This is a genomic window from Rapidithrix thailandica, assembly GCF_039710355.1.
Classification (GTDB): domain Bacteria; phylum Bacteroidota; class Bacteroidia; order Cytophagales; family Flammeovirgaceae; genus Rapidithrix; species Rapidithrix thailandica.
Window position 1 is genome coordinate 26,030 of the sequence record NZ_JBDKWZ010000020.1, and the last position, 12,722, is coordinate 38,751.

At 40.0% G+C, this 12,722-nt stretch carries 10 protein-coding genes; 6 read left to right on the forward strand and 4 right to left on the reverse strand.

The genetic code is table 11. From position 1 onward, the window contains the following. Positions 1–581: 581 nt before the first annotated feature. Entirely contained in the window at positions 582–725 is a 144-nt protein-coding gene (locus AAG747_RS24755; RefSeq protein WP_346823940.1) for a hypothetical protein, read from the forward strand. Positions 726–960: 235 nt separating this feature from the next. Further along, a complete protein-coding gene (locus AAG747_RS24760; protein ID WP_346823941.1) occupies positions 961–2,004 on the forward strand; it encodes a tetratricopeptide repeat protein in 1,044 nt (347 codons plus the stop codon). 65 nt (positions 2,005–2,069) lie between these two features. Here AAG747_RS24760 and mazG read toward each other — a convergent pair whose 3' ends face one another. The 3 genes from mazG to AAG747_RS24775 all read right to left on the reverse strand — a co-directional run bounded on the left by mazG (position 2,070) and on the right by AAG747_RS24775 (position 4,487). After that, on the reverse strand, positions 2,070–2,867 hold the full coding sequence (mazG, locus tag AAG747_RS24765) for a nucleoside triphosphate pyrophosphohydrolase (protein ID WP_346823942.1): 798 nt from the start codon (positions 2,865–2,867) through the stop codon (positions 2,070–2,072). 109 nt (positions 2,868–2,976) lie between these two features. Beyond that, on the reverse strand, positions 2,977–3,447 hold the full coding sequence (locus AAG747_RS24770) for an NfeD family protein (RefSeq protein ID WP_346823943.1): 471 nt from the start codon (positions 3,445–3,447) through the stop codon (positions 2,977–2,979). Between the two features lie 257 nt (positions 3,448–3,704). Next, on the reverse strand, positions 3,705–4,487 hold the full coding sequence (locus tag AAG747_RS24775; protein ID WP_346823944.1) for a hypothetical protein: 783 nt from the start codon (positions 4,485–4,487) through the stop codon (positions 3,705–3,707). Positions 4,488–4,999: 512 nt separating this feature from the next. On the opposite strand from AAG747_RS24775, the gene metF reads away from it, so the two are divergent. The 4 genes from metF to AAG747_RS24795 all read left to right on the forward strand — a co-directional run bounded on the left by metF (position 5,000) and on the right by AAG747_RS24795 (position 12,324). Beyond that, positions 5,000–5,953 carry a methylenetetrahydrofolate reductase [NAD(P)H] gene (gene metF / locus AAG747_RS24780; protein ID WP_346823945.1) on the forward strand — a complete coding sequence of 318 codons (954 nt, stop codon included), beginning with the start codon at positions 5,000–5,002 and terminating at the stop codon, positions 5,951–5,953. A gap of 32 nt (positions 5,954–5,985) precedes the next feature. Further along, on the forward strand, positions 5,986–7,263 hold the full coding sequence (locus tag AAG747_RS24785; RefSeq protein ID WP_346823946.1) for a hypothetical protein: 1,278 nt from the start codon (positions 5,986–5,988) through the stop codon (positions 7,261–7,263). Positions 7,264–7,277: 14 nt separating this feature from the next. Then, positions 7,278–9,776, forward strand: coding sequence for a ligase-associated DNA damage response DEXH box helicase (locus AAG747_RS24790; protein ID WP_346823947.1), 2,499 nt, complete (start codon positions 7,278–7,280; stop codon positions 9,774–9,776). A gap of 262 nt (positions 9,777–10,038) precedes the next feature. Next, positions 10,039–12,324: an NADP-dependent malic enzyme gene (locus AAG747_RS24795; RefSeq protein ID WP_346823948.1), complete on the forward strand. Its 2,286-nt coding sequence runs from the start codon at positions 10,039–10,041 to the stop codon at positions 12,322–12,324. Between the two features lie 169 nt (positions 12,325–12,493). On the opposite strand, the gene AAG747_RS24800 is transcribed toward AAG747_RS24795, so the two are convergent. Further along, positions 12,494–12,622 (reverse strand): hypothetical protein, encoded by a 129-nt coding sequence (locus AAG747_RS24800; protein WP_346823949.1) that lies wholly within the window; start codon positions 12,620–12,622, stop codon positions 12,494–12,496. Between the last annotated feature and the right edge of the window lie 100 nt (positions 12,623–12,722).

The following is a 12,722-nucleotide window of genomic DNA, read 5'->3' on the forward strand; positions in this document are numbered from 1 at the left end:
ATGATCGGAATTCACAAGTAATCTCTGTAATGGCTTAGAGTATGTATTTTAAAAATCAAAAATATGTAATATGCCAGCTAACATACCCCACATCCAAATAATAGGGGCAAAGATACGAATTTCGTCTCTATTCCATACCTTCACGTCTAAGTCTGTTAAGATTTTCACCGCTTTACGAAGATACCTGTAACCTTCCCAAAGCTAAGCCTCTCTTTTGTACCCTATTTTCTCGCGTAAAAATACAATTGACTACTCAGCTTAAAATATGACAAAGGTCAACCTTACAATATGACGAAAATCAACAAGAGCACAAGCGATTGAATATCAATATATTAACCTGTAAACAGAATTTCATCATGACTTTTATCCAAAAAATATTTCCGTAAATACCCCGTTAAATAAATGAGAATATTGAAACAATCACTTTGATTAACCTTATATCTCACCAACGATAGATTAAACAGTTTTTTTAACTACACAATTCTCCGCAAAAGTGTCGTTTTTGCATTGATAATACTAAAACCATTTTTATTTTAAATTCCAGTGCTATGAAAAAGAAAGGTATAAAACAAATAATTGGCATGGTCTTATTAGTTGGGTTTATAGCAAGTATGAGTGCTTGTCATACTACGCCCCCTTCTCCTTGGGAGCCCAATTATAATGCAACCATCAGCAAGATTTCTCAACGGAATGCTGATTTTCAAACGATCGAACAATCAAAATGAAAAGACTTACAGTGTTAATTTTTTCTCTGAGTATTTTACTCCTTACAACCTTCAGTTGTAAACCCAAACAAAGAATGATCAAACCCGGAAAACCTATACCGTGTCCTATAAAAGATTGTTAAAATCTGGTTTTGATAGTACTTTTGAAAACGGTTCGAATTTGAGAAATTCGAACCGTTTTTTATTTGAAATTTTGAGAAGTAGCCATTTTGACAAATTAATATTGACACATGCTATGAAAAGACCATATATTCAATCCCTGCTGGCTGCATGGATACTTATACTCCTGTTCAACGCCTGTTCTTCCGAAGGCGAAAGAAAATCCAGTACAATCCGCTTCTTCAAAAAAGGTAAAATGGCCCTGGAGAAAAAAGAGTTTAAAAAGGCAAAAAACTTCTTCTCAGAAGCTATACGGGAAGATAGCACCTTTAAGGAAGCCTTTAATAACCGGGGAATTGCCAAGTTCGAAACACAAGATTACTCAGGAGCGATAGAAGATTACAATCAGGCTCTCACACTGGACTCTTCCTTTACCGATGCCCTTTATAACCGGGCCAACGCCCACTTTGAACTAGGGCATTATACGGATGCACTTCAAGATCTTAACACAGTCTTAAAAGCTTACCCTGACTCAGCTTATGTGTATATGAACCGGGGAACGGTTTTTATTCAGTTGCAACAAAATGATCGGGCATTAAAGGATTTTAATAAAGTACTGGAGCTAAAGCCTCTCAATACCGAAGCTTTTATCAACAAGGGATCGGCTTATTATCATATGCAACAATGGGACTCCGCAGAAATTTTCTTCAAAAAAGCGCTGGAGCAAAACCCTATGCAAGACTTTGCTTTGAACAACATGGGCTTACTAAAAATGCGACAGAAAGATTTTCAATTGGCATTTGATTATCTGAGCAAAGCCGTCAACATCAAACCGGCCCACCCCTATTATTTGAACAACCTGGCGTTTGTTAAAATCAAATTGGATCAACTGGAAGAAGCAAAAAAGGATTTGGAGACCTCACTTTTTTATCTCAAAAACAACTCTTGGACTTACCGCAATTTAGGGATTTATTATTTGAAAAAAGGAGAAGTTCAAATGGCCTTACAACAATTTGAAAAGGCCTTGGCACTTACTCCCAATGCTGAGCAAATATATTATTACAAAGGCTTGGCCCACAAGCAACTTACTCAGAACAAAGAAGCGTGCGAAAGTTGGGAGCAAGGCCTGCAAAACGGTGACATAGAATGTGAGCAAATGCTGAATGAGAATTGCCATTAAATAAAAAGCCCAAGTGCTTGAACAGATTCAAGCACTTGGGCTTTTTAACATTTACAAAATACATTTTATAATTTTTTGGCTGCTTCCCAATACTGGTCCATTTCTGCCAGAGACATTTCTTCAAAAGACTTTCCGTCTTTTTTGGATTGCTCCTCCAGGTAGTTAAAGCGTTTGATAAATTTCTTATTGGTTTTTTCCAAGGCTGTTTCCGGGTCTATCCCTACAAAACGGGCGTAATTAATCAGAGAAAACAACAAATCGCCAAATTCCTCTTCGGCCTTCTCAACGGCATGTTTTCCTTCTTTTTCCACCCTGATTTCCTCTTGAAACTCCTCCATCTCTTCTTCCACCTTTTCCCAAACTTGCTCTTTTGCCTCCCAATCAAAACCAACCCCCCGTACTTTTTCTTGAATACGGGTAGCTTTCACCATTGCCGGCAAAGAAGAAGGCACCCCTCCTAAAATCGTTTTATTCTTATTCCCCTTCTCTTTTAATTTGATTAATTCCCAGTTTCGTTTCACATCCTCATCCGAATCCACCTTCACGTCTCCATAAATATGCGGATGCCTGGAAATCAATTTCTCACAGACTCCATTCAAGACATCTTTAATATCAAAATCATTGGTTTCCGAAGCTATTTTTGAATAGAAAACCATATGCATTACCAAATCGCCCAATTCTTTCCTGACTTCTTCCAAGTCGTTGGAAATGATGGCATCAGAAAGTTCGTAGGTTTCTTCTATTGTGAGATACCGCAGTGACTCCATCGTCTGTTTTTTATCCCATGGGCATTTCTCTCTCAAATCATCCATTATTCTTAACAACCGCTCAAAAGCTTTTAGCTTTTCTTCCATTGATGACATTTTTATGAATTTTAATTTTGGTTTTTAATCTATAATCATTCTTGTACAGTCTTGAAAAACAGACTCCGCCCTTATCAAGCCATCATTTTACTTACCCCCTCATTCGTACTTAACTCACTATTGCTTCTACATAAATTTTGCGTCCTTCCACCCTTACCACTTTCACTTTGGTGCCCACATCCAGGAAGTTACCCATGGTTCTGACTTCTCTCACCTCATCGTCAAACTCTGCCGAGCCAATCGGGCGAAGTGCGGAAACGGTAATGCCTTCGGTTCCGAGCGTGATAGTTTCATCATCTTCGTTCACTTTACTTTCTATGACTTGTTTTAAGGCCAGTTTATCCCAGGCACCGGATTTAAAACTGTAGTAAAGCGCAGTTCCGGATACCGTGAGGGTACTCACCATTATCCAAGTACCTGTGGCAGAGCCAAAATAGCGATACCCCAATACTACTCCTATGATAGCGCTAATGCTACCTATCACACCTACAAAAGTAGTCCCGGGAATGAAAATCACCTCCACAATAATCAAAAACACGCCAAAAAGTATCAGGGAAATTACTGTAACCCATTCAGCCATAATTCAGTGTTTAGTTGAGAAAGAATTATACATCTTGTTTGCATGTATAACCCGAAAGATAAAGAAAACAAATTGTGATTGGGCAACATATTTCCATTATTTTTTACAGACAAACCATATCCACCGAAATGCATAACCACACACACTGTACTGCGTTCCGCAACAAAAAAGCGAAGGTATCAGAAGACACCTTAGCTTTGTACTATCATTGACGTGTATTATAATCTATCTTTCGAATGCAAACACAATGGCATCGTTTACTTTTTCAAAAACCGGTTGGTCATGTTATCGTAACTCACATAATAGGTTCCGCTTTCCAGGTCCCCACAATCTACCCGGGACGCGATACCTGATTTCAGCACTTTCCCATAAATATCCATAATTTCATATTTCACTTCTCTGGTAAAATTGAGGATGGAAGAAACTCTTTTGGGATAAAAACTTGCCTTTTCTATTCCTGATTCGAATTCTATTTCCGGAGAGTGAATAATTTTCCCGGTCACTTCCAGATATTTTATTTTATAGCGGTTAACTCCCGAATGCTGTCTAACGGATACGCTATACTCCTGCATTCCTTGCTCCCCCTTACAGCTCACGGCCCGTTCGACTTGCCAATTATTATGTTCATACTTCATAATGAAATACTTCCCATATTTTTTTTCACCTTGGGCAATCCAGCTTACCTCTTCTCCATGTTTTTGGATGGATAAAAATTTAAATTCCTCCCTGGGGAGAATCGCATTGGGGTTGATTATCTTAGGCGCGCAAAAATCACCGTGTACAATTCTGATTTCCAACGCTTCTCCTTCTTCAAATTGAGAGAGATCCAGGTTAAAAGCGGTAGAGGTTGGCACATTGTTCAAAGAGGTGCCATTCAGATAAATTTCCGAGATGCAATAATTCCCCTCTCCGTCATGGGGATTTTGAATGTAAAGGTTAGCCCCCCGGTAGATCCCATGAACAATCAATTCGGCAGAATGTATTTGGCTTATCAATGACAAGGTTAGGGTGATGGTAAGAAGAAGTTTGCTAAGTGACATTTTAATTAATTTATTACTTATCATATCAATAATAATGTATAATACAGATAATCCCACATGAATGATTAGTAAATACAAAGATGAAAAGATAGAGTACCTATTCTAGGAAGTGTTTTTTAGGTAATTATGTAGTTATATACGGGGATGTAATATTTTTGGCTATAACAATTCATTACAAAAGTAGGTATTTCACCATGAAAATTAAAAAACTCCTCTGAATAAATCTTAATGATAATTATTACTTTTGCAGCCATATCTTTTTGAAGACCAAAGGAAAAAGTACAACTTGCTGCTTTCAGGTACTGCTATGCCTGTGAGTTCATTTGCTTCTTCATAATTTTTATTACTATTCCCGGTGAAGTGTCAAAAGGGATTCGTACAAACCATCAAAAAAATGTAAAGTAGTATGTACTTTTACAATTGCTATCTGAGTGATCTTTAAATGTATCTTGACCAGAAGATCACCGATATAGTTTGATTTTAAATATTCATGTTCATAAAAAGCGAAAAAATTGAAAGTAATCGATTATATCCGTCAATCTGACAAAACGTTGTTTTCATTTGAAATACTTCCTCCTTTAAAAGGCCAAAGCATCAAATCCATCTTTGATGCCATTGATCCTTTAATGGAGTTCAAACCTTCTTTTATTGATGTCACTTACCACCGGGAAGAATATTATTACAAACAGCATCCCAATGGCCTGTTAGAAAAACGGACCATCCGTAAGCGGCCGGGTACTGTAGGCATTTGCGCTGCTATTATGAACCGATATCATGTAGATACCGTGCCTCATTTGATTTGCGGAGGATTCAATAAGGAAGAAACGGAAAATGCCTTAATCGATTTGCACTTTCTCGGCATTGAAAATGTACTTGTGCTCCGGGGAGACTCCATCAAATCCGAACCCGCTTTTACCCCTACCGAAGGAGGGCATCAGTACGCTTCGGAATTATTGGAACAGGTAGCACAAATCAACAATGGCATTTATCAAGATGAAATTTTGGAAAACCGCACTCCTACTGACTTTTGTATTGGCGTAGCCGGCTATCCGGAAAAGCACTTTGAAGCACCCAACCTCAACACCGATTTAAAATATTTAAAACTGAAAGTAGACCTGGGAGCTGAATACATCGTGACACAAATGTTTTTTGACAACCAAAAGTTCTTTGAGTTTGAGCAAAAGTGCCGGGACATGGGCATTACCGTTCCGATCATTCCCGGATTAAAGCCTTTCAGCAGCAAGCGGCAACTGACAACTCTTCCGAGCTTTTTCCATATAGACATTCCTCAGGAATTGGTAGCAGAAGTGGAAAAATGCCAAAACAACGAACAAGTACGGGAACTGGGCATTGAATGGTGTGCTCAACAATCCAAAGAGCTCATCAAACACGGTGTTCCGAGTTTACATTACTATTCTATGGGAAAATCCCGCTCAGTTAGTAAAATTGCGGCTCAACTTTTTTAATCGCCAAACTGATCGAAACAATTCTTATATATTTGTGTAATGCAGGGTTATTCACCCTGCTTATCTTTTTATTTTACCGTTACACATCCTTTAGCCTACCGAAAAAATATTTTTTTGCAGGGCTAGGTATTAAATTATTAGCCGGGACCACCCTGGGTCTGGTTTACCATTATTACTATCACGAAGGGGATACACTCTCCTTATTTAAAGATGCCACGGTACTCACCCGGGTCGCTTATCAAGCTCCGTTTGATTATCTGGAAATGTTATTTTCCAACCCCTTTGAAAAATACCCTCATGTATACGAAGCCATTGGCAATTTAGACGTCAGGGCGTTGTTAATGAGTAAAATGATCAGCCTCGCTAATCTCCTTACCAATAACAACTATTGGCTTTCCAATCTTTATTTTTCCATACTAAGCTTTTGGGGAATATGGTACTTGTGCAATAAGTTAATCCAGCTTTTTTCACTGGATCGTTCTATCGTAGTGATAAGCTTCTTACTTTACCCTTCGGTATTTTTTTGGGGTTCCGGTATTATCAAAGAAAGTGTTCTAATGGGATGCCTTTGTTTTATCGTAGGTTATTCACTCAACCTCCTCTATAGCCCTCCACAGAAGCCCTCCCGTCTTTCGCAAGTATTCGACTTTTTACTCTTCCTTTTTACCTTATTCATTGTTTTTAAATTAAAATATTATTACCTGGCCATTCTGTTACCCACTTTGATGTCATTAGCCATTTCACAAAAATTAATAAATCATCACCCACGATTGGAGAAGTATAATATACTACTTTTCAGCAGTTGTTTCGGACTGTTAGTCATTTGTGCTTCTTTTTCTCACCCCAACCTTCATTTTAAGGTCTTTTTTGAAGTATTGGTTAATAACTATTATGAAATGCTGAAGCAGTCGCCCAAACTGCATAATACCATTACTTATACCGGTTTACAACCCAATGTATTGAGTATCATTCAGCATGCCCCACAGGCAATGCTTGAGGGACTCCTCAGGCCTTATCTATGGGAAGAAGGTAATGTTTTAAAGAAGATTGCTGCTGTAGAAAACCTTCTATTCGGAGGTACCTTCATTCTTGCCATCATCCGTGTCATTGTCAAGAAACCCAAAGTCTCTCCCAAACTTCAATTGCTCATTTTCGCTACTCTCGTATATTCTCTTCTAATGTTGACATTGCTATCGTTGGCTTCGCCCAATTTAGGCAACCTGGTAAGATACAGAGTAGGCTTTATGCCCTTCTTACTTTTGCTTATCTTAGCCATTCTTAGGTTGAAGAAGGAGCTTCCCGGCAAATAAAGATAACTTACCCGATGACCGAACAACTCATTCATACTTCTCAAGGGTACCAACAGATCCATCAGTGGTTTTTAAAAAATCACTGGCAACCCTTTCCTTTTCAACAAAAAACCTGGATAAGTTACTTACAAGGAAATAGCGGATTACTGAATGCCCCAACCGGTAGCGGAAAGACCTATGCGTTATGGATGCCCTGCCTGGCTGAATACATCAACTCCGTTCACACCTCGACAAAATCAACTCATAAAGGCTTACAAGTTTTATGGATCACTCCCTTAAGAGCTTTAACCAAAGATATTCACCGGGCTATGGAAGAGGCCTGCCGGGCTTTAGACGTCCCGTGGCGGATTGCTTTTCGAACAGGTGACACCTCTACCAAAGAACGACAGGCACAAAAAAAAGATATGCCCGAATGCTTGATCACCACCCCCGAAAGTCTGCATATTTTATTAGCCACCAAAGGTTATGAAAGGTTTTTCAAAAACCTCAAAGCTTTTATTGTGGACGAGTGGCATGAGTTATTGGGTTCCAAAAGAGGCGTACAAGTAGAATTGGCCTTGTCCAAAATTATTGGTCTCAACCCCAACGTAAAAGTTTGGGGAATTTCCGCAACCATTGGCAATTTACCTCAAGCGGCAGATGTGCTATTGTCCCCTGTTCAAAAAGCTCCTCATAACATTATCAGAGCCCATCTTCAAAAAAAGATAAAGGTAGCATCCATCCTTCCCGACAGGATAGAAAAATTCCCTTGGGCAGGCCATTTAGGCATTCATTTGGCAAATAAAATCCTTCCGGTTATCCAACAAAGCAAAACGACATTACTTTTTACCAATACCCGGGCACAAACGGAAATATGGTACCAAAAACTCTTGGAAATTTCCCCGGACTTGGCCGGATGCATGGCCATGCATCACGGTTCTTTGGACAATGAAATCCGTACATGGGTGGAAGAAGCATTGCATAAAGGTATTTTAAAATTAGTAGTCTGCACATCCAGTTTAGACCTCGGGGTCGACTTCCGCCCAGTCGAAACGGTGATCCAAGTAGGCAGCCCTAAGGGAGTTGCCCGCTTTCTCCAACGTGCAGGTCGCAGCGGCCATCAACCTGGAGCATTAAGTAATATATATTTTCTGCCCACACATTCCTTAGAGCTTATAGAAGGAGCAGCCCTCAAACAAGCAGCATATGAATTAAGTCATCATAATCATTCCTCTTCTATCGAACACCGATACCCCATCGTCAAACCACTGGATGTATTGGTACAATACTTGGTGACACTGGCCGTATCCGAAGGCTTTATCGCCACTCAGGTTTATCAGGAATTACGCAATACTCATGCTTACAGAAGTCTCAGCAATGAAGAATGGCAATGGATATTAAATTTCATCACTTCAGGTGGGAGTAGTTTAGGAGCTTATGATGAATTCCACAAAGTAGTACGAGAAGGAAGTGTTTACAAAGTTACCTCACGAAAGGTAGCCATGCGGCATCGCATTTCCATAGGAACAATTGTCAGTGAGCCTCTAATCAAAGTCAAATACAAATCCGGAGGCTATATTGGTTCTGTAGAGGAGTATTTTATTTCCAGCCTAAAGGCCGGGGATGTATTTTGGTTTGCCGGTCGAAATTTAGAATTTATCCGGCTCAAGGAAATGACCGCTCAAGTACAAGCAACCCGCAAAAAATCCGGCAAAATTCCCCGGTGGATGGGTGGCCGCCTTTCGCTATCGTCCCAACTTTCACAATTACTACGTCAAAACCTGGAAAAAGCCATGCACTCACAAGAACCTGAATTGCTGGCAATCCGCCCCTTATTGGAATTACAAAGCCGTTGGTCTGTTCTTCCCAAACAAGATGAGTTTTTGATCGAACAAGTAAGAACTTCCGAAGGATACCATGTATTCTTTTATCCTTTTGAAGGCCGTATGGTGCATGAGGTTATGGCCGCATTAATTGCTTACCGTATCAGTCAAATAACGCCCATCACTTTGTCCATCGCCATGAATGATTATGGTTTTGAATTGCTGGCAGATCAGGAAATACCATTGGAACATGCCCTGGAAATGGACTTATTTACCCAAGAAAATTTAATATTTGATATCGAGCAAAGTATGAATAACTCGGAAATGGCCAAACGTAAATTCCGGGACATTGCCTCGATAGCCGGCTTGATTTTCCAAGGGTATCCCGGTCAGAAAAAACGTTCAAGACATCTGCAAGCTTCTTCTCAATTACTATTTGAGGTATTTTTTGAGTATGATCCGGAAAATTTATTAGTACAACAAGCCTATGACGAAGTCATCCGTATCCAATTGGAGCATAACCGGTTGGTAGATGTGTTGGACAAAATCAAAAAGCAAAAACTACTTTTACAAAAGCCTCCAAAACCTACTCCTTTTGCTTTCCCTATTCTGGTGGATCGTTTAAGAGACCAAATCAGTTCGGAATCGTTGGATACACGCATTCAAAAAATTCAACAGCAGCTAGAAGCCTTTGCCGGTGAAGAAAAATAATTTGCAGGGATGAAAAAAGTAGCATTGATGAACAACTTTCATTTTGGATATTGCTTTTCAATTCCGTTTACGGACATATTCACAAAGCACTTTCTCCCCCCTCCACTCCGTTAGGCACTTGTAAAAAGACACTTACCCAAACATAAAAACCACTTCATTATCAATACAATACCATATCCTGCGAATGGTTAAGCGCATGCCTAACACTGTTTTTCCAGAATAGTATTAACTTTGCCCAGCCAATAAACCAAATCCAAAGAAAATGTCAAAAAGCAAAATTAGAAAAGAAGACGCCCTGGAGTATCATAGCCAGAATCCAGCTGGTAAGATTGAGGTAATACCTACGAAGGATTCCAAATCACAACGAGATTTGGCGCTGGCATATTCACCAGGTGTTGCCGAACCTTGTAAAGAGATTGCAAAAAATAAAGAAGATGTATATAAATATACTGCCAAGGGGAATTTAGTTGCGGTAATCTCTGATGGAACAGCCGTACTTGGTTTGGGAAACATTGGCCCGGAAGCTTCCAAACCTGTAATGGAAGGAAAGGGAATCCTGTTTAAAATCTTTGCAGGTATTGATGTGTTTGACCTGGAGCTGAATACTTCCAGTGTTGAGGAGTTTATCCAAGTGGTAAAAGCCATGGAGCCTACCTTTGGGGGAATTAACCTGGAAGATATCAAATCACCGGACTGTTTCGAAATCGAATCCCGTTTGAAAAAAGAATTGAACATTCCTGTCATGCATGACGACCAACACGGTACGGCCATCATTGCTGCAGCAGGTATGTTGAATGCTTTGGAAATTGTAGATAAAAAAATAGAAGATGTCACCATGGTGGTATCCGGAGCCGGGGCCTCTGCCCTGTCTTGTGTAAAGATCTTGAAAGAACTTGGCATGAGAGCAGAAAACATTGTTGTATGTGACAGCCGGGGGGTTATTAGAAAAGACAGAGAGCAATTAGATTCCATCAAAAGCCAGGTAGCTACGGAAAAAGATGCTCACCAGTTAGAAGACGCCATCGTAGGAGCTGATGTTTTCTTAGGCTTGTCCGCTGCCAATGTATTGTCTCCGGAAATGCTTCAAGGCATGGCCAAAGACCCTATCGTTTTTGCATTGGCGAATCCCGACCCGGAAATTGACTACGAATTAGCCATTCGCACTCGGGAAGACGTCATCATGGCGACCGGACGTTCCGACTACCCGAATCAAGTAAACAATGTACTTGGTTTTCCATTCATTTTTCGTGGAGCATTGGATGTAAGGGCTACGGAAATTAACGAAACCATGAAATTGGCTGCGGTAAAAGCCTTAGCCGAATTGGCAAAAGAACCCGTACCGGAAGTCGTTAACCAAGCTTACAATCAGGCCCATATTACCTTCGGCCGTCAATATATCATTCCGAAACCTCTCGACCCAAGACTATTGACCACCGTTGCTCCCGCAGTCGCAAAAGCTGCTATGGAATCAGGGGTAGCCAACGCTCCGGTTCAAGACTGGGAAGAATATAAAATAGAGCTTCGCAAAAGGATGGGTACGGATGACAACATCATTCGATTACTCAGTAATAAAGCCAAACAAAACCCTAAAAGAGTTGTATTTGCCGAGGCCGATGATTTCAGAGTATTAAAAGCAGCACAAATTGCTCAAGACGAAGGCATTGCAAAACCTATTTTGTTAGGCCCTGTTGACAAGATCAATTCGATCAAAGAGAAATATCAACTTGACCTGACCGATATCCCTGTCATTGATCCGCGGAGTGAAGAGGCTTCCGAGCAAAGAAACGCGTATGCAGAGATGTTTTTCGAAAAGCGGAAGCGCAAAGGGTATAACTTATTTGAGGCGAAAGATGTAATGAAAAGCAGAAGCTACTTTGGAGCTATGATGGTGGAATTAGGTGAGGCGGATGCAATGATTTCCGGCCTTTCCCGCAAATATTCTTCAACAATCCGTCCGGCATTACAAATTGTAGGTACTTACCAGCCTAAGAAGAAAGTATCCAGCATGTATTTAATGCTGACCAAAAAAGGCCCTCTTTTCTTTGCCGATACCACCATTATTCCGGAACCTACTTCCGAAGAACTGGTTGACATTGCCAAGTTGGTAGCATCTACGGTGAAGGAATCTTTCAATATTGAGCCGCGCATTGCAATGTTATCGTATTCCAACTTCGGTTCTTCCGATGAAGCGGAAGCCAAAAAAGTACGGAAAGCAGTAGAGCTTTTAAAACAAGAAGGAAATGATTTTGTCGTAGACGGTGAAATTCAAGCAAACTTTGCATTCAACACTGAAGCATTAAAAGAAAACTATCCGTTTTCCGACTTGGTTGAGGGCGAACCCAACATCTTGATTTTCCCGAATTTGTCTTCTGCTAACATTGCCTACAAACTCTTACAAGTAATGCAAAGCGCAGAAGCTATTGGCCCAATTGTACTAGGTTTGAAAAAGCCGATCCATGTGCTTCAACTGGGTAGCTCTGTAAGGGAAATTGTCAATATGGTAACCATCGCCACTATTGATGCCCAAAGCCGCGAAAAAACGAACTAGAAGCTAACTTTAGCTATGAATATAAATTAGAAAAGGGGCCATACAGGCCCCTTTTTGTTTGTAATGAAATCTATCCAATTAGCTGATTATATTCTTACTAAGCATTGAAATACACTCCATGATCAATACTCCATTGATCAATTCCTATGCTGTCGTTCATATACGCGTTCTATTGACTACTGATCAATAACATAAATACATAAGTAGCCCAGAATACCACATCAAAAAACAAAGCTCTTTGCCGGATCACTTTCCTTACATTTTGTTTATACACATATTTGAGCCAAAGACTTACCATCTGTTTGGATAGTTTAAAGTTAAAACTGGAGTGTTTTTACTATTAAGACAACAAACAGACCACCTTCGTCAATTTTTAAGCCTCCCTTTAACTCTTATTA

Bases quoted from the DNA above. Each gene is read 5' to 3' on its own strand.
- AAG747_RS24775 (WP_346823944.1), bottom strand. From the start codon at position 4,487: ATGTCACTTAGCAAACTTCTTCTTACCATCACCCTAACCTTGTCATTG.
- AAG747_RS24770 (WP_346823943.1), bottom strand. From the start codon at position 3,447: ATGGCTGAATGGGTTACAGTAATTTCCCTGATACTTTTTGGCGTGTTT.
- mazG (WP_346823942.1), bottom strand. From the start codon at position 2,867: ATGTCATCAATGGAAGAAAAGCTAAAAGCTTTTGAGCGGTTGTTAAGA.
- AAG747_RS24755 (WP_346823940.1), top strand. From the start codon at position 582: ATGGTCTTATTAGTTGGGTTTATAGCAAGTATGAGTGCTTGTCATACT.
- AAG747_RS24790 (WP_346823947.1), top strand. From the start codon at position 7,278: ATGACCGAACAACTCATTCATACTTCTCAAGGGTACCAACAGATCCAT.
- AAG747_RS24760 (WP_346823941.1), top strand. From the start codon at position 961: ATGAAAAGACCATATATTCAATCCCTGCTGGCTGCATGGATACTTATA.
- AAG747_RS24800 (WP_346823949.1), bottom strand. From the start codon at position 12,622: ATGGTAAGTCTTTGGCTCAAATATGTGTATAAACAAAATGTAAGGAAA.
- AAG747_RS24795 (WP_346823948.1), top strand. From the start codon at position 10,039: ATGTCAAAAAGCAAAATTAGAAAAGAAGACGCCCTGGAGTATCATAGC.